Source organism: Campylobacter sp. RM12637 (assembly GCF_020137645.1).
In the GTDB taxonomy this organism is placed as follows: domain Bacteria; phylum Campylobacterota; class Campylobacteria; order Campylobacterales; family Campylobacteraceae; genus Campylobacter_E.
Genome location: NZ_JACGAV010000002.1, coordinates 110,738 through 128,499, shown reverse-complemented (window position 1 = coordinate 128,499; position 17,762 = coordinate 110,738). Strand labels below are relative to the sequence as shown.

The 17,762-nt window shown below is 28.2% G+C and carries 26 protein-coding genes; 20 read left to right on the top strand and 6 right to left on the bottom strand.

Translation table 11 applies throughout. The features are described 5' to 3' along the window. Positions 1-57: 57 nt before the first annotated feature. The 6 genes from rpmI to AVBRAN12637_RS01880 all read left to right on the top strand — a co-directional run bounded on the left by rpmI (position 58) and on the right by AVBRAN12637_RS01880 (position 3,611). The gene (gene rpmI, locus AVBRAN12637_RS01905; protein WP_214117785.1) at positions 58-252 is read left to right on the top strand and encodes a 50S ribosomal protein L35; all 195 of its coding nucleotides are present in this window, start codon (positions 58-60) and stop codon (positions 250-252) included. An 80-nt stretch (positions 253-332) separates the two neighbouring features. Then, a complete protein-coding gene (gene rplT / locus AVBRAN12637_RS01900) occupies positions 333-686 on the top strand; it encodes a 50S ribosomal protein L20 (protein WP_214117784.1) in 354 nt (117 codons plus the stop codon). A 144-nt stretch (positions 687-830) separates the two neighbouring features. Next, positions 831-1,625, top strand: a complete 795-nt coding sequence (locus AVBRAN12637_RS01895) for a hypothetical protein (protein ID WP_336606747.1) — start codon at positions 831-833, stop codon at positions 1,623-1,625. A gap of 9 nt (positions 1,626-1,634) precedes the next feature. Then, the gene (locus tag AVBRAN12637_RS01890; protein ID WP_239803084.1) at positions 1,635-1,988 is read left to right on the top strand and encodes a hypothetical protein; all 354 of its coding nucleotides are present in this window, start codon (positions 1,635-1,637) and stop codon (positions 1,986-1,988) included. An 83-nt stretch (positions 1,989-2,071) separates the two neighbouring features. Further along, the gene (locus tag AVBRAN12637_RS01885) at positions 2,072-2,707 is read left to right on the top strand and encodes a tetratricopeptide repeat protein (RefSeq protein ID WP_214117783.1); all 636 of its coding nucleotides are present in this window, start codon (positions 2,072-2,074) and stop codon (positions 2,705-2,707) included. Positions 2,708-2,996: 289 nt separating this feature from the next. Continuing rightward, the gene (locus tag AVBRAN12637_RS01880) at positions 2,997-3,611 is read left to right on the top strand and encodes a M48 family metallopeptidase (RefSeq protein ID WP_336606745.1); all 615 of its coding nucleotides are present in this window, start codon (positions 2,997-2,999) and stop codon (positions 3,609-3,611) included. Positions 3,612-3,618: 7 nt separating this feature from the next. Here the strand turns inward: AVBRAN12637_RS01880 and AVBRAN12637_RS01875 are convergent, their stop codons facing one another. From AVBRAN12637_RS01875 to AVBRAN12637_RS01865, 3 genes are read right to left on the bottom strand one after another with little or no spacing between them, the layout of a single operon-like run. Continuing rightward, positions 3,619-4,830 (bottom strand): Y-family DNA polymerase, encoded by a 1,212-nt coding sequence (locus AVBRAN12637_RS01875; RefSeq protein ID WP_336615225.1) that lies wholly within the window; start codon positions 4,828-4,830, stop codon positions 3,619-3,621. Next, entirely contained in the window at positions 4,830-6,554 is a 1,725-nt protein-coding gene (locus AVBRAN12637_RS01870) for an EAL domain-containing protein (protein WP_214117780.1), read from the bottom strand. Before AVBRAN12637_RS01870 ends, AVBRAN12637_RS01875 begins: the two co-directional genes overlap by 1 nt. A 5-nt stretch (positions 6,555-6,559) precedes the next feature. Next, a complete protein-coding gene (locus AVBRAN12637_RS01865) occupies positions 6,560-7,126 on the bottom strand; it encodes a hypothetical protein (RefSeq protein WP_214117779.1) in 567 nt (188 codons plus the stop codon). A gap of 42 nt (positions 7,127-7,168) precedes the next feature. Here AVBRAN12637_RS01865 and gltX point away from each other — a divergent pair, with 42 nt between their 5' ends. The 4 genes from gltX to AVBRAN12637_RS01845 are packed head-to-tail and all read left to right on the top strand — an operon-like array spanning position 7,169 to position 10,818. Then, positions 7,169-8,569, top strand: coding sequence for a glutamate--tRNA ligase (gene gltX, locus AVBRAN12637_RS01860; protein ID WP_239803736.1), 1,401 nt, complete (start codon positions 7,169-7,171; stop codon positions 8,567-8,569). After that, positions 8,566-9,813 (top strand): malic enzyme-like NAD(P)-binding protein, encoded by a 1,248-nt coding sequence (locus AVBRAN12637_RS01855; protein WP_214119549.1) that lies wholly within the window; start codon positions 8,566-8,568, stop codon positions 9,811-9,813. Before gltX ends, AVBRAN12637_RS01855 begins: the two co-directional genes overlap by 4 nt. Beyond that, positions 9,800-10,423: a uracil phosphoribosyltransferase gene (gene upp / locus AVBRAN12637_RS01850; protein ID WP_214117776.1), complete on the top strand. Its 624-nt coding sequence runs from the start codon at positions 9,800-9,802 to the stop codon at positions 10,421-10,423. The genes AVBRAN12637_RS01855 and upp overlap by 14 nt, the downstream gene beginning before the upstream one ends. 2 nt (positions 10,424-10,425) lie before the next feature. Next, entirely contained in the window at positions 10,426-10,818 is a 393-nt protein-coding gene (locus AVBRAN12637_RS01845) for a rhodanese-like domain-containing protein (protein ID WP_214117775.1), read from the top strand. Positions 10,819-10,855: 37 nt separating this feature from the next. Here the strand turns inward: AVBRAN12637_RS01845 and AVBRAN12637_RS01840 are convergent, their stop codons facing one another. Genes AVBRAN12637_RS01840 through AVBRAN12637_RS01830 form a run of 3 tightly spaced genes read right to left on the bottom strand, consistent with a single transcriptional unit; the run spans position 10,856 to position 12,443 of the window. Continuing rightward, on the bottom strand, positions 10,856-11,110 hold the full coding sequence (locus tag AVBRAN12637_RS01840) for a heavy-metal-associated domain-containing protein (RefSeq protein WP_239803081.1): 255 nt from the start codon (positions 11,108-11,110) through the stop codon (positions 10,856-10,858). Beyond that, positions 11,107-11,379 carry a hypothetical protein gene (locus AVBRAN12637_RS01835; RefSeq protein ID WP_214117773.1) on the bottom strand — a complete coding sequence of 91 codons (273 nt, stop codon included), beginning with the start codon at positions 11,377-11,379 and terminating at the stop codon, positions 11,107-11,109. The genes AVBRAN12637_RS01840 and AVBRAN12637_RS01835 overlap by 4 nt, the downstream gene beginning before the upstream one ends. Then, positions 11,376-12,443 (bottom strand): transglutaminase-like domain-containing protein, encoded by a 1,068-nt coding sequence (locus tag AVBRAN12637_RS01830; protein ID WP_239803080.1) that lies wholly within the window; start codon positions 12,441-12,443, stop codon positions 11,376-11,378. Before AVBRAN12637_RS01830 ends, AVBRAN12637_RS01835 begins: the two co-directional genes overlap by 4 nt. A 117-nt stretch (positions 12,444-12,560) precedes the next feature. Here AVBRAN12637_RS01830 and infA point away from each other — a divergent pair, with 117 nt between their 5' ends. The 10 genes from infA to AVBRAN12637_RS01780 all read left to right on the top strand — a co-directional run bounded on the left by infA (position 12,561) and on the right by AVBRAN12637_RS01780 (position 17,761). Continuing rightward, the gene (gene infA, locus AVBRAN12637_RS01825; protein WP_214117771.1) at positions 12,561-12,779 is read left to right on the top strand and encodes a translation initiation factor IF-1; all 219 of its coding nucleotides are present in this window, start codon (positions 12,561-12,563) and stop codon (positions 12,777-12,779) included. A gap of 94 nt (positions 12,780-12,873) precedes the next feature. Continuing rightward, positions 12,874-13,641, top strand: coding sequence for a hypothetical protein (locus AVBRAN12637_RS01820; protein WP_336615224.1), 768 nt, complete (start codon positions 12,874-12,876; stop codon positions 13,639-13,641). After that, positions 13,642-13,926, top strand: a complete 285-nt coding sequence (locus AVBRAN12637_RS01815) for a hypothetical protein (protein WP_336615223.1) — start codon at positions 13,642-13,644, stop codon at positions 13,924-13,926. 419 nt (positions 13,927-14,345) lie between these two features. Beyond that, positions 14,346-14,459: a 50S ribosomal protein L36 gene (rpmJ, locus tag AVBRAN12637_RS01810; protein ID WP_214117768.1), complete on the top strand. Its 114-nt coding sequence runs from the start codon at positions 14,346-14,348 to the stop codon at positions 14,457-14,459. Between the two features lie 3 nt (positions 14,460-14,462). Continuing rightward, positions 14,463-14,828, top strand: coding sequence for a 30S ribosomal protein S13 (gene rpsM, locus AVBRAN12637_RS01805; protein ID WP_214117767.1), 366 nt, complete (start codon positions 14,463-14,465; stop codon positions 14,826-14,828). Between the two features lie 9 nt (positions 14,829-14,837). Next, positions 14,838-15,230: a 30S ribosomal protein S11 gene (gene rpsK / locus AVBRAN12637_RS01800; protein ID WP_214117766.1), complete on the top strand. Its 393-nt coding sequence runs from the start codon at positions 14,838-14,840 to the stop codon at positions 15,228-15,230. A 29-nt stretch (positions 15,231-15,259) separates the two neighbouring features. After that, positions 15,260-15,886, top strand: coding sequence for a 30S ribosomal protein S4 (rpsD, locus tag AVBRAN12637_RS01795; protein WP_214117765.1), 627 nt, complete (start codon positions 15,260-15,262; stop codon positions 15,884-15,886). 13 nt (positions 15,887-15,899) lie between these two features. Further along, complete coding sequence (locus tag AVBRAN12637_RS01790) at positions 15,900-16,901, top strand: DNA-directed RNA polymerase subunit alpha (protein ID WP_214117764.1); 1,002 nt, start codon at positions 15,900-15,902, stop codon at positions 16,899-16,901. A 3-nt stretch (positions 16,902-16,904) separates the two neighbouring features. Then, positions 16,905-17,255 (top strand): 50S ribosomal protein L17, encoded by a 351-nt coding sequence (gene rplQ, locus AVBRAN12637_RS01785; RefSeq protein WP_214117763.1) that lies wholly within the window; start codon positions 16,905-16,907, stop codon positions 17,253-17,255. Between the two features lie 29 nt (positions 17,256-17,284). After that, entirely contained in the window at positions 17,285-17,761 is a 477-nt protein-coding gene (locus AVBRAN12637_RS01780; RefSeq protein WP_214117762.1) for a cysteine permease, read from the top strand. Position 17,762 lies beyond the last annotated feature (1 nt).

The window sequence follows — 17,762 nt, the reverse complement described above, 5'->3', positions numbered from 1 at the left end:
TTTATTGTGATAAAATTGGCTCTTCTTTTTTAGAAAATTCAACAAAAAGGAAAGCTTATGCCAAAAATGAAGAGCGTAAAAAGTGCTTCTAAGCGCTTTAGAGTAGGCAAAAATAAAATTAAGCGTGGTTCAGCTTATAGAAGCCACATTTTAACTAAAAAGCCTGCAAAAAGAATGCGTGATTTAAGAACAGCAAAATTTGTTCATGCTACAAATGAAAGCCGTGTTCTTAAAATGCTTTGTATGAAATAAGAGTTTTTGATTTTTAATCATTCGTTACCCCCGTTTAGGGAAAGATTTGCTTTAAGCAAACGCCATTAAAAGGAGAAATTATGGCAAGAGTAAAAACAGGCGTAGTAAGACGCAGAAGACATAAAAGATTATTAAAGTTAGCTAAAGGTTTTTATAGCGGTCGTAGAAAACACTTTAGAAAAGCTAAAGAACAATTAGAAAGAAGCTTGGTATATGCTTACCGCGATAGACGCCGCAAAAAAAGAGATTTCCGTCGTTTATGGATTATTAGAATTAATGCAGCTTGCCGCTTAAATGATTTAAGCTATTCAAGATTTATGAATGGTCTTAAAAAAGCTGGTATTGAACTAGATAGAAAAGTTCTAGCTGATATGGCTATGAATGACGCAGCAGCTTTTGCTAAAGTTGCAGCAGCAGCTAAAAAAGCATTATAATTTATTTCCTAGCTAAGATTAGCTAGGAATTTCTTTCTTTAACATTTAAATATTTTCCCTAGTAATTTTTATTTTTTTTAATATTATTTTAAGAATGGGGGGGGGGTATAATCTTTTTTCTTAATTTTACTTTAAAGGATTTTTATGAAATTTGAGAAAAAAGTTATTATCGGCTCTTTAGGTGGATTTTTAACTACTATCATTGGAATTATTGCGGTGTTTTTTCCTAGTTTGCTTAATTTTGAAAAGAAAAATATGGAAGAAATAAAGATATTTATTAAAAGTGAAGCTGATATTCAAAAGTTTAAAAAAGTAATATTGGATAATCAAGGAAAACTTATTAATCTTGATTTAGAGTATTGTTATTACCCTACAATTTTTTATCAAAATGATATTTCAAATTCTAAGGATTATTTTTTAACAGCTGAATATGAAAAGGCAAAAGTTAATAATGATGATTATGTAGATAAAGATGAATATGACATAACAAGAATTTTTTATGGAACTATTCAAACTAAAGAAGGTTTGCAGCTTGATGAAGAAGAAAACATAGCTCAAGGTATGGTAGTTAGTGGTATGGCTACTTTAGAAGCAGAAGGGACAATTCCTGTTAGAACACACGGGGGAACATTGATTTTACAAGGTTTAAATGGTGCTAATTTAGCAGTAAATATCCCATTTAAAAGTGATAAAAAATATAGTTGGGATAATTTAGGAGCTTATTTTAAAGATAGTGAAGTGGAGCAAAAATGTATTCCTAGTGGTATTAAAGGGTATAAAAATGAGTATGAAATTCCAGAATTATTTCACGAAAAACTACAAGGAATATTTTATGTATCAGATTATGTTTCTTTAGGTAGGCAAAGTGAAATGCAATTTGACAATGTTGTGAATTTAGAACCATTTAATAAAAAAGATTTAGCTATTAGAGATTATTAAGGAGAAGAAATGTTTAAGAAAATTTTAAAAGGTGTGTTGATAGTATTTGTTGTATTGTTTGTTATAGGATTATTTATTGATGATCCTATGGAAGTTGAATCGATAACTGATTTTAATTCTCCTGAAGTTAATATTCTAGGAATAGGAGCTTCTAAAAAACTCAAAATCACATCTAAAATAGATGAATTAGAAATATATGAGATTAAACTAAATAAAGGAAATTGCAAACTTCATTATGTTTTATCAAAATCAAATCCTAAAAAATTAAAATACGGACAATCATTTTCACCTATACATTTTTGCGAGAATTTAAAACAAGCAGAAATTAAAACCAATGAAGGTGATTTTACTTATTCTTTTTAAGCTATAGATTTCCTATAGCTTAAAAATAAATATTACTATTTAAAAATATTTCGCTAAAATTACTACCTTAAAAAGGAGTTAGTATGAAAAAATTATTAATTTTATTATTTAGTGTTTGTATTTATGCCGTTGAGTGTGTGAGTTTAGAAGAATGTTTAAAAAATGCTAATTATTATCAGTTTGATAAAAATGATGAAGCAAACGCAGCTTTATATTATAAAGTTTCTTGCGAAGAATATGAAGATTATTTATCTTGCAAGGCTTTAAGTGATATTTATAAATATTCTGATAAATTGGAAAATAAAAAATTAAATAAAAAATACAAAAATTTAGCAATAAAATTGGTTAAACAATCTTGCAAAGATGATGATAATGCAAACGCTTGCTATGATTTTGCAAATTTTTGTGAAGTAAAATATACTCAATGTGATGATTTTGAAAAATTATATGAAAGAGCATTTAATTTATACGAAAAACAATGCAATAATAATGATTATTCATCTTGCTATTTTTTAGCAAATATGTATTTAAATGGAGTTAGCACTGATATTGATGAAGAAAAAGCTTTAGAATTATACAAATACGCTTGCAATAATAATGATAACAAAAGCTGCTATGAAGTATCTCAACTTTATGAAAATAAATCTCTTGAGTATTTAAGAAAATCTTGCGAATTAGAATTTAAATACGCTTGTGAAAAGTTAGATAATATAAAATAATTTTAAAAAGTTCTTATTTTTAAGAACTTTTTATTATTTGATATATTTTTAAAAACGAGTAGTTATAAAAGCATATAAATTACAACTATTTAAAATAATTTAATATTTTTATTATTGTTTTGTCATAATAATCACATTTACTTCAAAGGAATTTTATGAATATAGAAAAACACCAAAATATGATTAATTTTATTTGGAATATCGCAGATTGTCTAAGATATTTTAAATTAAAATTAGTTTTGTTTTTAATGTGAGAAAGTTTATGGAAATAAAAATCACTAAAAAGCGGGTGAAAAATATTATTATAAAAGTTCGTGAGATTGGGCTTGTTGAAGTAGTATCGCCTTATTTTATAAGTAGAGCAAAAATTGATGAGATTTTAAGACTTAAAAAAGATTGGATAGAACAAAGATTAAACGAGCTTAAAACTACTAAAAAAGCAGAGCTTTTGAGTGGTAATTTTGTATTGTTTTTAGGACGAAAATATATTTTAGAATTTGATTTAAGAATTTCAAAAAATGTAGAAATTCACAATGATAAAATCATTTTAAAATGTCTTGAAAATGATGAAAATAAAGAAAAATTACTTAATGATTTTTATAAAATTCAATCAAAAGAAATCTTTAGCGAAATTTTAAAAAGATTTTGTGTGATTGTTGGTAAAGATATAAAAGCTTTAAAAGTACGAAAAATGAAAACTCGTTGGGGTTCTTGCAATACGAAAAAATCTTATATAAATCTAAATACCGAATTAATTAAAAAAGATATATTAGCAATAGAAGCAGTGATTATGCACGAATTAACACACCTTTATCACGCTAATCATTCAAAGGCTTTTTATGCCACGCTTTTAGGATTTATGCCTGATTATAAAGAAAGAATTAATTTATTAAAAGATAAATAATTTATATTTATCCCCCATATTTTATACAGCTAATGCCAAATTTATCTCTTATAGCACTTAGGGTTTCATTTAATTTTTGATTTTTTGTGGTGTTTTGAAAAATATTTTCGCAATATGTTTTATCAAGATTATTAGCAGCAATTCCTATGTAATAAACACTTACATTTTTCGTATTTTTCATAAGAATTTCAAATCCTTTTACGGCATTATCAATTAGATTTTTTTCATCAAATGGTTGCATAATTTCAATTCCAATATGCTCTAATTTATTGCCGTATTTAATACTTATTTCTATTTTTTTAGGATGATATTTGTGCTTTGAAATCCAAACACATAAATATCTAGCAAGTATTTTAACCCTTCGCCTTAACTCATCATAATCATTAATTGGCTTAAAGCTTTTTGATATTGCGTGGCTTTTAATATCTTTTGTTTCTTCCACTTTTTCATTATCAATGCCTTTAATTCTTGCTATGATTTTTTTGCCATTTTTACCATATTTATCTAGCAAATATTCTTTTTGCAATAATTCATCTAAAGTATTTACCCCATAAGCTCTTAAATATTTTTGTATTTCTCTTCCTATGCCTGCGAAATTTTTTATATCTATTCCTTTAATGGCATTGCTTAAATCATATTCCATTCTAATGCCAAAAGGTTTTGCTAAATCGGTTAAAAATTTAGCTCCCCATTTGCTATTATTAATGCCTATACTAGCTGGTAAGCCAAATTTATCTAATAGTTCTTTTTGAAGATATTTTGCATAATCTAGCACTTCTGCGTCTTTTTTAAACCCTTCTAAATCTCCAAAAAACTCATCAATGCTAAATTGTTCAATTACGGGTATTTTGCTTTCTAAAAATTGCCTTACTTTAAAGCTTAGTTCTTTATAAAATCTAATATTACTTCTAGCTATTTTTAAATTCGGACATTTTTGATAAGCTATATTTAATTTATCTCCTACTTTTACTCCATATTTTTTAGCTTCATAAGATACGGCAATTGCAGTAAAATGCCTATAATCAATTACTTTATTTTCACTTCTTGCAACTTCAATTGAGCTCATAAAGGCGATTTTATTATCTATATATTTTGCATCTTGATTGAAAAAATCTTCATCGCTTCCAGCATAAATCACGCAAGGTGTATTGCAGAGTTCTTTATTTAATAGTCGTTGGGCATTTACAAAATAGCTATCAAAATCTATATGAAGTTTCATTAGAATTTGTTTTTATAAATATTTATAAATTCATTAATCGGTGTAGCACCTTTATGATAATAAAATCCTTGTAATTCATCACAACCTAATTGTTTTAAAATATTTACTTGCTCTAGTGTTTCAACGCCTTCTGCTACTACTCTTTTATTCATAGTTTTTGCTATTTTTATAATACCAATTATAATTGCTTTTGAGTTTTCATTAATTAAATCACAATCTTTACTATTTAATCCATCTATAAAGCTTTTATCAATTTTAATTGTATCAATAGGTAAATGATTTATATAAGAAAGAGAACTATAATCTTTCCCAAAATCATCAATACTTATTAAAAATCCAATAGCTTTTAATTTTTCTAATATAGTCTCACTACTGCTATTAAGTCTATATCTTTCTGTTATTTCTATATCTATTAAACTTGGATTTATATCGTATTTTTTAACATTTGCTAGCAAATAATTTATCATATCTTTATGGTGCAAGTGTTTTGCTGATATATTAATACTTATTGGAATATTTATTCCTTTATTTTTTAAAACTTGTATTTCTTGAAATACTTTTGCAATTACAAATTTTTCAAGTTTTATTATTAAATCAGTTTTTTCTGCAATTCTTATAAATTTTTCTGTATTTTCAAATTTATCATTTCGTTTCCAGCGAATTAATGCTTCTGCGCCTTTTACTAAATTATCATTTGCTCCAATTTTTGCTTGATAATATACATCAAGTTCACCTTTTTCTAAAGCCCTTTTTAAATCATTTTCTAATTTTGCTTCATTATCTATTTGTGTTTTAACTTCATCAGAATAATCGCAATACAATGTATCTTTTTGAACGCTTGAAAGTAAGGCTGCTTTGTAAGTATCGTTTATTATTTGATTGTAATTTTCATTTGTTAATACACTAAAGCCAACCCCTATACTTTGTTCATAAATTCCATCACTTCCAAAATTAATACTTTCACTAAAGCATTCGTGCAACTTAATAGCCATATTATTAAAAGTTGTTTGTATTTCATCAATACAAGGAAATGCTAATAAAAAATCTCCATTGCCACTTATTTTGGCTATTTTAGAATTTAAAATAGTTGTAGAAAAACTTGAAAATCTACTTGCTAATTCTAATATTATTTTATCAGCTAAATCAAAACTTCTACTTTTTAATAGATTTTGATAGTCTTTAAGATATATATAGCTAACTATTATAGGACAATCACTTTTTTCATAGAGTTCTTGTATATCTAATAAGAATTTTTGTTTTTTAGGTAATTTGGTTAAAGAATTATAATTTTCTTGATAGTATATATCATTTAAGACTTCATTTAAAGAATTTGCTATTTTTTGAAATTCGCTGTAATTTAGCGTATCGTTTAGCATTAAAGGCTTATGTTTTTTGACTGAATTTGCGAGAAGTTCTGCAAAATCATTAAAATTTGATTTTACTCTTTTTAATCTTTTTATATAAATTGCATTACTAATAACTGCAGCTACTAATACAGCGAAAGAAAATACTAAAAATTGAAAAATAGTATGGTCTTTATTTTGTTGTAGCCTAATTACTAAGCTATCATTTCCTATATTGTGAATTCTATGATGCTCTTCAATTCTTTTTGCCTCGCTAATATATCTATAAGTTCCAAAAATTCCACCAGCAATTTCAATTAGTAAAAAAGTTGTAATAATAAAATTCTTAAACGAGTTAGATAGAATTGATTTTGTTTTCATAGTACTCACCTAAACATTTTAATTGATGCCTTTGCTTCTTCTTTTTCCATATAATTACGAACTGATTCTTGAGCATTTTTATTCATTAAATAGCTTTTAATTTGTTCTTTTGCTACTTCATAACTTGCCCCATTCATCTTATCTTTATTTAAATTATAAAATCTAATTACTTCATCATCGCTTACATCTTTCATATAATTTTGAGCGATTAAATCAAATAATTTCTTTTTTAGAATTTCATCTTTTATATTTTCTGTTAGCATTTTGATTTTATCTTGGTTATGTTCTATGAAAGTAGATAAGCTAATATTATTAGCAGCAGCTATTTTTGATAATTCTTGATTGATTTCTAGTTCATTTGCAGCTAATTTGAATTTTTTAGCTAAAGATGTGCATATTTTATTTTGAATTAGCAATCTTAATGCGTCGTTTTGGCTTATATTCATATATTGTGAAATTTCTATAATATCAATATTTGTAATAGGCTCGTTATTAACACTAGCTATGATTGAAGTTATAGGACTTGCGTTCATAAATGCACCAAATACAAGTGCAAGCAAAATTTTTCTCATTATTTACCTTTAAGTGATTTTAAATGATTATAACTATAAAAAATTCACAAAAGGCTAATAATAATGATAGTTACAAGATTTGCACCCTCTCCGACAGGGTTTTTACATATTGGTGGATTAAGAACAGCACTTTTTTCTTATCTTTACGCTAAAAGAAATAATGGTAAATTTATTCTTCGTATTGAAGATACAGATATGGCAAGAAATAGCGAAGAAGCAACCAAAGCTATTTTAGAAGCTTTTAAATGGGTTGATTTAGAAGTAGATGGGGAAATTACTTACCAAAGTAAAAGATTAGATATTTATAAAGAATATATTCAAAAATTACTTGATAGTGGCAATGCTTATTATTGTTATATGAGCGAAGATGAGTTAAACTCATTAAGAGCAGAGCAAGAAGCTAGAAAAGAACGCCCTAAATATGATGGAAGATACAGAGATTTTAAAGGCACTCCACCAGAAGGAATTAAGCCTGTTGTAAGGATTAAAGCACCGCTTGATGGAGAAATAATCGTAAATGATGGAGTAAAGGGCGAAATTAGATTTAACGCTGCTGATATTTTAGATGATTTTGTAATAGCTCGTGCTGATGGCACTCCTACTTATAATTTCGTAGTGGTTGTTGATGATGCTTTAATGGGCGTAACTGATGTTGTTCGTGGAGATGACCATCTTTCAAATACTCCAAAACAAATAATAATTTATGAAGCTTTAGGCTTTAAGGTTCCTAATTTTTATCATCTAGCTATGATAAATGGAGAAGATGGCAAAAAACTTAGCAAAAGACACGGAGCAACCGATGTTATGGAATATAAGGCTTTAGGATACTTGCCTGAAGCTTTACTTAATTTCTTATTAAGATTAGGATTTTCAAACAAAGACCAAGAAATATTTTCAATGCAAGAAATGAAAGAATGCTTTACATTTGATAATGTTAGCAAAGGTGCAAGCACATATAACGCACAAAAATTAGAATGGATTAATGCTCATTATATAAAAAGCGTTAGCGATGAAAGATTAGTAAATGCTTGTAAAGATTTAGGATTTGATTTTTCAAGTGTTAAGAATTATTCATTCTTATTAACAATGTTAAGAGAAAGAGCTAAGACTTTAATAGATTTGATAAATAGTGCAAAAATTATTATAAACGAGCCAAATTCTTATGAAGAAAGTGGAGTTGCTAAGTTTGTAAATGATAATAGTAAAGCTTTATTTTCTAAGTTTGTAAATGATTTTAAAGGTGCAAATACTGAAGCAGAATTTGAATTAGCCGTTAAACAATTTTTAGATAGCAATAATGCTAAGTTAAAAGACATAGCGCAATTAATTAGATTAAGCTTAACAGGAACAACAATTAGTCCTAGTATTTATGCTATTATGGAGTTTTTAGGCAATGATGAGATTAAAAAAAGATTTAATAATTTTTTAAAGGAGATTTTATGAATAATTTAAAAGAAAGAGCATTAGAGTATCATTTAGGCGGTAAATTAGGCACTTTTATTAAAACACCTATGAAAGAATATGAGAGTTTAAGTTTAGCATATTCTCCTGGAGTTGCATATCCTTGCGAAGAGATTGCTCGTGATAGTGATTTAGCTTATAAATACACAAGTAAAGGTAATTTAGTAGCAGTTATTAGTGATGGTTCAGCTGTTTTAGGTCTTGGCAATATCGGTGGAATTGCAGGAAAACCTGTTATGGAAGGTAAGGCTTGCTTATTTAAAAAATTTGCAAATGTTGATTCTTATGATATTGAATTAAGCACTCAAGATACCGAAGAAATAATAGCAGCAGTAAAAGCTATTGCTCCTAGTTTTGGCGGTATTAATCTTGAAGATATAGCAGCTCCAAAATGTTTTGAGATTGAAGCAAGACTTCAAGACTTAGGTATTCCTGTAATGCATGATGACCAACACGGAACAGCTATTATTAGTGCGGCTGGGTTAATTAATGCTTGCGAAATAATTGGCAAAAAATTAGAAGATTTAAAAGTAGTTGTTTGTGGAGCAGGAGCAGCAGGGATTGCAAGTGCTAAGATATATAAGACTTTAGGGGTTAAAAAGATTTATTTAGTAGATTCTAAAGGTGTTTGCAATACTAAAAGAACAGATTTAAATGAGCATAAATTAGAATTTGTAAGAGAATGTGATGAGGATACTTTAGCTGATGTTTTAAAAGGAGCTGATGTTTTCTTAGGGCTTAGCAAAGCTGGAGCTTTAAGCGAAGAAATGTTAAAAACTATGGCAGAAAATCCAATAGTATTTGCTTTAGCTAATCCTGACCCAGAGATTTTACCTGAACTTGCGAAAAAAGTTCGCCCTGATGTAATTATTGCAACAGGAAGAAGCGATTATGACAATCAAATCAACAATGTTTTAGGCTTTCCATATATTTTCCGTGGGGCTTTAGATGTTAGAGCTAGAAAGATTTCTATGGGTATGAAAATAGCAGCTGTTAAGGCTTTAAGTGAATTAGGACGCCTTGAAGTTAGCGAAAAAACTAAAAAATTATATGGTAAAGACTTAAAATATGGAAAAGATTTAATAATTCCAAAACCATTTGATGATAGGGTAAAAGCTTATGTTAGCACTGCAGTTGCTAAGGCTGCTGTTGATGAAGGCATAGCTTTAGTTAAAAATTTTGATGATAAAGCATATTTTGAAAGGTTATTGAATGAAAGTAATTAAAAATACACTAGTTTCAACTTATTTAGCGAAAATTAGAGATAAGAATACATCTTGTAGGGATTTTCGTGAGCATATAAAAAAGCTTAGTGGATTTGTTATTTATGAAGCTTGTGAATTTTTAAGCACAGAAAAAGTTAATATTCAAACTCCACTTATGCCTTGTGAGTGCGAAGTTATTAGCGATGATATTGTAATAGTGCCTATTTTAAGAGCAGCTCTTGGTATGAGTGATATTGCACTTGATTTATTGGGTAAAGCTAGTGTGGGATTTTTAGGTATTCAACGCAATGAAGAAACGCTTGAGCCTGAATTTTTCTTTGAAAAATACCCACAAGATATGCAAAATAAAACTGCAATTATAATTGACCCTATGTTTGCAACGGGCGGAAGTGCTATTGCAGCTGTTGATAGATTAAAATCAATTGGTGTCAAAAAAATAATTTTTGCAAGTATCATTGCAACTCCTGAAGCAAGAGATAGAATGAAAAAAGCTCATCCTGATGTAGCATTAATTACTGCTTGTTTGGATAAAGGGCTGAATGAAAAAGGATATATTATCCCAGGTCTTGGAGATGCTGGAGATAGGATATTTAATACTTTAAAGGCTTAAAAATGAAAAAAATATTATTGGGTTTAAGTTTATTTGTTTGTTTAAATGCTGAGGTAATCACACAAAATATCAAGGAATTTGATTTTACTAATAGTGATTATGCTGTAATTGATGTTAGAATGCCTAGTGAATACGCTGCAACAGGTGTTGTAAATAAAGCAAAATTGATAACATTTCTAAACGAAAATGGAAGTATTAATCCTGATTTTTTGAATGAAATTAGTAAAAATTATTCAAAAGATAGCAAAATAGCAATTATGTGTAGAAGTGGTAAAAGAAGTGCAATGGTAACTAAAATGCTTGAGCAAAACGGCTTTACTAATATAATAAATCTTGATGGTGGAATGAACGAATTATTAAAGACAGATATTAAATTAGTTCCATATCAAAATTAATTTTTAATCCTATTTTAAATTCTTTTTAAAATAGGATTTATTTAAGTATTCCTTGATAGCCTGTATTAAAAAGCGCTTGATTTATTATGCTTTCGTTAAGTTCTTTATCGCTTTTAATTATCGCTGTTTTATTTTCTAAACTAACATTTACTTTATTTACTCCATCAATTTTTAGTAGTGCCTTTCTAACAATTGCCGTGCATAATGGACAATGTATTTTAGGAATTTCTAAAGTGTATTCATAAGCATTTAAAACACTTAAAAATAAGCTTAACAATAATACTTTTTTCAAATCATTGCTCCTATAATTTCAGGATAAAATACGATAAATAATAATGCAAGTCCTATTAAAAATAATCTGATTTTATTTTTTTGATTTAGTTTTTTATAGACGAATATGCAATATAAAATACAGGTTGCAATCCCTAAATATACTCTAAAAGGTGCTAAAAAATCAAAATTAACAAGACTTACTCCAAATATTAAAAAGCTAATAGCTCCAACACAACAAAGGCTAGAGCTAATAGCTAAGATAAACATTGATATTAAATATTTTTTCATATTTGTTTTGAAGTGTATTCATATACAAATTCATTAGGTGAATAATAATCAATAGTATTTGAATCAACTTCAGCATATACATAGCCAAAATTATTAAGCGGTGCTTGAGCTGGGCGTGGAATTAGCACGAAATCTCTTTTGGTATTAAACTCGCACCAACACATTTCCCAATTACCGAATTGAAATTCTCTTAATTTTTGTATACCACTATCATTATTATCTAGGTTTAAAGATAATTTAACTTTAGCTACATCAGCAGGATCGCAAGGAATCCACCCATAGCCTTTTAGATAAAACTCCGCCCTACAATGTTGAGCTTTTGTTATATTTTCTTTACTACCCATTGCAGCATAAAATCTACTCGCACCTAAACGAATTCCAAAGCACTCTCTAGCAGGAATATTAATACTTCTTAAAAGTGCTACAAAAACAGAGCTAATATCAGTGCATTTGCCATAAAGTTTTTTACTTTCTAAAATAGCCTTAGCATCACCAATTCCACACCCAATTACACTCTCATCACGAGTAAAATTAAGTACTACCCAATCATAAATAGCTTTTGCTTTTTCTAAATCGCCTTTTATACCTTTTGTAATTTTTAGTGCATATTCTTTTACTATTCCACTAGTAAAAATATGTTCGCTTGGTTTTAAATATTGTGCGATACTTTCGTCTAATTTCTCGTTTTCATTAAAATTAACTTTAGAAAAATCAGTAATTCTATCGTGAGTTTTAATGCTAAATTGTGTTATTAATTCAGCTTTTACATTAGAAAAACTTGCATATAAACTATTAGTTTCAAAATCACTTAAATAAATTTCATTGTAATTTCCACTATTTACAATATCACTTGTAAGGTATTGATATGAGCGTGATTTTGGTAATGGAAGCCATATTTTGCTAACTTCGCCTAATTCGCTTAAATTATGTTTTAAGCTTACAATGTATTCTTTACTATCGTCTTTTGTTGCTTGAGTATTATTTACTAAAGGTGTTTCATTCGCACTTAGTAAAGTGTTTGCTGCAACTGCAGACGACAAAGTTAAAAATGTTCTTCTTTTCATAACTTTATCCTTGTGTGAAATAAACTTTTATTTTAAATTATTTTATTTAATAATAAATTTAGTTTTTTAATAGTTTTTATGTTATTATTGACCTTTACATTTTTACAAAGGAAAATTATGGCTAAAGATGATGTAATAGAAATTGACGGCGAAGTTATTGAAGCTTTACCAAATGCAACTTTTAAAGTTGAGCTTGATAACAAACACGTAATTTTATGCCACATTGCGGGTAAAATGAGAATGCACTATATTAAAATTATGCCAGGAGATAGAGTAAGAGTTGAGCTAACTCCTTATAGTCTTGATAAAGGACGCATTACTTATAGACACAAATAATTTAGCACTTTTTATGGTGCTAAACTTCTAAATTATTTTTTACCATTCATTTATCTTGGGGGGGGGTATAATCACTCTTTTGAAAGGAGATTAAATGAGTGATTTAACAACAAATGAAAATCAAAATGAAAACAAATATGATTTGTTTAAAGGCGTTTTATTAGTTAATAATAACGACGTTACTCAATATGGTTTAATTTATATGAGTGAAATAGAAATAACTGCTAAATCCACAATTAATTATGAAGATGCGGAAAAGTCATTAAAAAATCTAGCTAGTTATTTGGGGTTTAATTGTATTTTAAATATAGTAAGAGATAACTATACTGATAGTATGCAAACTTCGGGGACTATGCATACAGAGGGTAGGGTTAGTAGTTTTTCTAATTCTTATAGTTCTACATCTACAATCAATACAGAAACTAAAGTAAATAATAATTTTAGAATAAAAGGCACTTTAGCAATCGTAGGCAAGCCAAATCCTAACGGAGTGAGCGTAAATATAAATGTTATTTTAGAAAGAGCAAATATAGTATATGAATGCCAAAGCACTACTCAGCCTATTTACGAAGCAAATTGTGCTTTAGAGAAGTTAGATAATAAAAGTAAAATAGCTTTAATATCTAGCGCTTCTTTAATAGTTCTTTGTCTAATTCCTATGATTGGTTTTGGTTTTGCATTTGTTAATATTATTATCGTCGCTATTTCTTATTTTTCTATAAGTAAAATTAGGAAAATACCTTATAACACATTGCAAATTTGTGAGCCCAATCTAAAAAAAATGATTTTACAATATGGCGATGAAATGATAACCATCTATAAACTTACTTCAAAAACTAACATTAAATACATAGGAGAATAAATGAAAAATTTAATAAATAATTTAGAAGGTCTTAAGCAAGGTGAATTTGCAAAAGCTTTTCATAAAAATGCCATAGATGGCACAACAAATACAAATGAGTTATTAAAATATGCAAAAAACGATATATTGAAAAAATTTATTTTAATTGCAATTACGACAATAATAGTATCTATTGTATCTAGTATCGGTATTTTTTCTTTATTACTTACATTATATCCTTGGGTTTTTATATTTAGTGCAATTTATATAGTAATTAAGTTATTAAAGAAATTTAAAATATTTTAATTAATATGGAAATAAATTCCAAGTGGAATTTGAATCCGTAATTAAATAATTTTTATTATATGTTCTATTTTATTTTTATCTAGGATTTTTAAACTTCATTTATATTGGGATATTTCACATACTTTAAAAGTTATCTAAAACTTTATGAATTAAAAAAGTAAAATCTATAAATTAATTCTTAAATAATAGTTTGAGATTAGATTGCTAAGAAATTTTTAGAATTATCAAAGACAAATAAATTTAATATTTAAACCTATATTAATTTTGTTTTGATAATATTAGCACTTTTGCAATTTATCTGTGTGAAGAAGTAATATTTGAGTGAATTTTCCACCATTTAAATATTAGTTGGTAATTCGTGATACCTAAAAATGCAGATTGTAAAAAAGTGGAAAGCAAATTATTTTTTAGGAGACAAGATGAAAGTAAGACCATCTGTTAAGAAAATGTGCGACAAATGTAAAGTCGTTATGAGAAAAGGCGTTGTTCGTATTATTTGCGAAAATCCAAAACACAAACAAAGACAAGGATAAGGTATGGCTCGTATTGCAGGTGTTGATTTACCAAAGAAAAAAAGAATTGAATATGGCTTAACTTATATCTATGGTATAGGTTTATTTACTTCACGCAAAATTTTAGCAGCAGTTGGAATAGATCCAAACAAGCGTGTATATGAATTAAGCGAAGATGAAGCAGCAAATATTCGTAAAGAAATCCAAGAACATTATTTAGTTGAGGGTGATTTAAGAAAACAAGTTGCTATGGACATTAAAGCTTTAATGGATTTAGGTTCATATCGTGGTTTAAGACATAGAAAAGGTTTACCAGTGCGTGGTCAAAAAACTAAAACAAATGCTAGAACTCGCAAAGGTAAGAGAAAAACCGTTGGTGCAAAAGCGTAAGGATAGATAATGGCTAAGAGAAAAGTAGTTAAGAAAAAAGTAGTTAAAAAGAATATTGCTAAAGGTGTAGTATATATTAGTGCAACTTTTAACAATACAATGGTAACAGTTACAGATGAAATGGGAAATGCAATTGCATGGAGTAGTGCAGGTGGTTTAGGATTTAAAGGTTCTAAAAAATCAACTCCATTTGCTGCTCAACAAGCGGTTGAAGATGCTTTAAATAAAGCTAAAGAACACGGAATTAAAGAAGTTGGTATTCGTGTTCAAGGTCCTGGTAGCGGTAGAGAAACTGCTGTTAAGAGTGTTGGTGCAGTTGAAGGTATTAAAGTTACTTTCTTAAAAGATATTACACCATTAGCACATAATGGTTGCAGACCACCAAAACGCCGTCGTGTATAATATAAGTATAGGAATATAGGAGAAATAGTATGGCAAGATATACTGGACCAGTAGAGAAAATTGAAAGAAGATTAGGCGTTAGCCTTGCAATGAAGGGTGAAAGAAGACTAGCTGGTAAGAGTGCTTTAGATAAAAGACCTTATGCACCAGGTCAGCATGGTCAAAGAAGAGGTAAAATTAGCGAATACGGCTTACAATTAAGAGAAAAGCAAAAAGCTAAATTTATGTATGGTGTAAGCGAAAAGCAATTTAGAAAATTATTCCAAGAAGCTGCTAGAAAAGATGGAAATACAGGTTCTATTTTAATTCAATTCTTAGAACAAAGACTTGATAATGTTGTTTATAGAATGGGTTTTGCTACAACTCGCCGTTTTGCAAGACAACTTGTAACTCACGGACATATTTTAGTAAATGGTAAAAGAGTAGATGTTCCAAGTTATAGAGTATTACCAGGCGCTAAAATTGAAGTTGTAGAAAAAAGCAAAAACAATCCTCAAATAGTAAGAGCAGTTGAACTTACAAATCAAACAGGTATTGTTGAGTGGGTTGATGTTGAAAAAGATAAAAAATATGGAATTTTCACAAGAAAACCTGAGAGAGAAGAAGTTGTCATTCCTGTTGAGGAAAGATTCATAGTAGAGCTATACTCTAAGTAATAAGGAGTAGCAAATGAGAAAAGTAGTTACAACAGCTCATATGCCAAATGATTTTACTATTGAAAATATCGGCGAAAATAAAGCACGCATTAGTGCTTGGCCTTTTGAAATTGGTTTTGGCATTACATTAGCACATCCACTGCACAGGCTTTTACGCCTTAGTGCAATTGGCTATGCAGCAACTGCTATTAAAATTGATGGAGTAAGCCATGAATTTGATAGCAAAAGAGGTATGGTAGAAGATATTTCTTTATTTATTATTAATATCAAAAATATGCGTTTTAAAATTAAAAACGAAGATAGTAAAAGAGAAGAAGTAAGCTTTAGCTTTAAAGGGCCAAGAGAAATTAAAGGTAGTGATTTAGCTAATAATGTAATTGAAGTTGTAAATCCTGATAACTACATTGCTACTATAAATGAAGACACTGAATTAGACTTCACATTAATTATTGAAAAAGGTATTGGCTATGTAGCAAGCGAAGATTTAAGAGAAAAAACTGATAGTAGTTTTATAGCTCTTGATGCGTTTTTTACACCAGTTAGAAATGCAAATTATTCAATAGAAAAGGTATTACACGAAGATAATCCTGATTATGAAAAAATTGTATTTGAAATAACAACTGATGGTCAAATTACACCTGAAGATGCGTTTAAAAATGCTTTAGATGCTATGTATCAACAAATGATGGTATTTAATAAAATTGCAACTACAAGTCCTAGATTAATAGGGGAAGAAACAACTGAAGAAATTGATTTATCTCCTTTATTAAAAAGCGTTAAGGAACTTGGTTTAAGCGTAAGAAGTAATAATGGTTTAGAAAAAGCTGGCATTGAATTTATAGGCGAATTAGCTTTAATGAGTGAAAGCGATGTAAATAATTTAAAAAATGTTGGTAAAAAATCAGTGGATGAAATTACTACTGCTATGAAAGAAATAGGCTATCCGATAGGTTCAAATTCTGTAGATGCTTATAAAGATAAACTTATTGAAAAAATAAAAGAAATTAAAGGATAATAAATGAGACACGGACATGGATATAGAAAGCTAGGTCGTACTAGCACTCATCGTGCAGCTTTACTAAAGAATTTAAGCATTGCAATTATCAAAAATGGTAAGATTGAAACAACTTTAGAAAAAGCTAAAGAATTAAGATCATACATTGAAAAACTAATCACTCGTGCAAGAGTTGGAGATTTTAACGCTCATAGAGCAGTATTTGCAGCTTTACAAGACAAAGAATGCACAAATAAATTAGTAAATGAAATAGCTCCAAATTACAAAGAAAGAAATGGTGGCTATACAAGAATTATTAAAACAAGAACTCGCCGTGGTGATGCGGCTACTTTAGCTTATATTGAGCTAGTATAATAATTGAGTGCTTCGGCACTCAAAATATTATGAATAAAATAACACTCCCAAATAATCAAACTTTAGAAAACTATATATTAAACAAAGAACTTTTTACCCTAGCTGATATTTCTCAAAATGCTTATAAATTTTGGAAAAATATAAAATACGCACAATATCCAAATTCTAGAATTGTATTTTTAGATAAAAATACAATAGCTAAAAAATATGAGAATTTAATCCCTAAATGCTCTAATTTAAGTGGATTAGTATTAGCTAGTGCTTTTTGTTCTATGAGTAATCTAGCGCCATCACATTTAAATCCAAATAATAATTCAAATCTTTTAAATGTAATAAAATTAGTAGAGATTGCAGGAATAAAATTTATTGATTTAAATGATTTTTTTACAAAGTTAAAAATACCTTTAAATTCTCATATTTATATAGAAAAATGTTGTTATTTTGCACCCGAGCCTTTTGAGAAAAAAATCAAACTCACAAATACTTTATGTTTAGGATATTACTAAG

What these genes read in the sequence shown, in the direction of transcription:
- rpmJ (WP_214117768.1), top strand. Translation starts at nt 14,346, where the DNA reads ATGAAAGTAAGACCATCTGTTAAGAAAATGTGCGACAAATGTAAAGTC.
- AVBRAN12637_RS01890 (WP_239803084.1), top strand. Translation starts at nt 1,635, where the DNA reads ATGTTTAAGAAAATTTTAAAAGGTGTGTTGATAGTATTTGTTGTATTG.
- upp (WP_214117776.1), top strand. Translation starts at nt 9,800, where the DNA reads ATGAAAGTAATTAAAAATACACTAGTTTCAACTTATTTAGCGAAAATT.
- AVBRAN12637_RS01885 (WP_214117783.1), top strand. Translation starts at nt 2,072, where the DNA reads ATGAAAAAATTATTAATTTTATTATTTAGTGTTTGTATTTATGCCGTT.
- AVBRAN12637_RS01820 (WP_336615224.1), top strand. Translation starts at nt 12,874, where the DNA reads ATGAGTGATTTAACAACAAATGAAAATCAAAATGAAAACAAATATGAT.
- AVBRAN12637_RS01835 (WP_214117773.1), bottom strand. Translation starts at nt 11,379, where the DNA reads ATGAAAAAATATTTAATATCAATGTTTATCTTAGCTATTAGCTCTAGC.
- AVBRAN12637_RS01845 (WP_214117775.1), top strand. Translation starts at nt 10,426, where the DNA reads ATGAAAAAAATATTATTGGGTTTAAGTTTATTTGTTTGTTTAAATGCT.
- rpsM (WP_214117767.1), top strand. Translation starts at nt 14,463, where the DNA reads ATGGCTCGTATTGCAGGTGTTGATTTACCAAAGAAAAAAAGAATTGAA.
- rpsK (WP_214117766.1), top strand. Translation starts at nt 14,838, where the DNA reads ATGGCTAAGAGAAAAGTAGTTAAGAAAAAAGTAGTTAAAAAGAATATT.
- rplT (WP_214117784.1), top strand. Translation starts at nt 333, where the DNA reads ATGGCAAGAGTAAAAACAGGCGTAGTAAGACGCAGAAGACATAAAAGA.
- AVBRAN12637_RS01830 (WP_239803080.1), bottom strand. Translation starts at nt 12,443, where the DNA reads ATGAAAAGAAGAACATTTTTAACTTTGTCGTCTGCAGTTGCAGCAAAC.
- AVBRAN12637_RS01865 (WP_214117779.1), bottom strand. Translation starts at nt 7,126, where the DNA reads ATGAGAAAAATTTTGCTTGCACTTGTATTTGGTGCATTTATGAACGCA.
- AVBRAN12637_RS01790 (WP_214117764.1), top strand. Translation starts at nt 15,900, where the DNA reads ATGAGAAAAGTAGTTACAACAGCTCATATGCCAAATGATTTTACTATT.
- AVBRAN12637_RS01870 (WP_214117780.1), bottom strand. Translation starts at nt 6,554, where the DNA reads ATGAAAACAAAATCAATTCTATCTAACTCGTTTAAGAATTTTATTATT.
- AVBRAN12637_RS01895 (WP_336606747.1), top strand. Translation starts at nt 831, where the DNA reads ATGAAATTTGAGAAAAAAGTTATTATCGGCTCTTTAGGTGGATTTTTA.
- infA (WP_214117771.1), top strand. Translation starts at nt 12,561, where the DNA reads ATGGCTAAAGATGATGTAATAGAAATTGACGGCGAAGTTATTGAAGCT.
- AVBRAN12637_RS01855 (WP_214119549.1), top strand. Translation starts at nt 8,566, where the DNA reads ATGAATAATTTAAAAGAAAGAGCATTAGAGTATCATTTAGGCGGTAAA.
- rplQ (WP_214117763.1), top strand. Translation starts at nt 16,905, where the DNA reads ATGAGACACGGACATGGATATAGAAAGCTAGGTCGTACTAGCACTCAT.
- AVBRAN12637_RS01815 (WP_336615223.1), top strand. Translation starts at nt 13,642, where the DNA reads ATGAAAAATTTAATAAATAATTTAGAAGGTCTTAAGCAAGGTGAATTT.
- AVBRAN12637_RS01780 (WP_214117762.1), top strand. Translation starts at nt 17,285, where the DNA reads ATGAATAAAATAACACTCCCAAATAATCAAACTTTAGAAAACTATATA.
- rpmI (WP_214117785.1), top strand. Translation starts at nt 58, where the DNA reads ATGCCAAAAATGAAGAGCGTAAAAAGTGCTTCTAAGCGCTTTAGAGTA.
- AVBRAN12637_RS01875 (WP_336615225.1), bottom strand. Translation starts at nt 4,830, where the DNA reads ATGAAACTTCATATAGATTTTGATAGCTATTTTGTAAATGCCCAACGA.
- rpsD (WP_214117765.1), top strand. Translation starts at nt 15,260, where the DNA reads ATGGCAAGATATACTGGACCAGTAGAGAAAATTGAAAGAAGATTAGGC.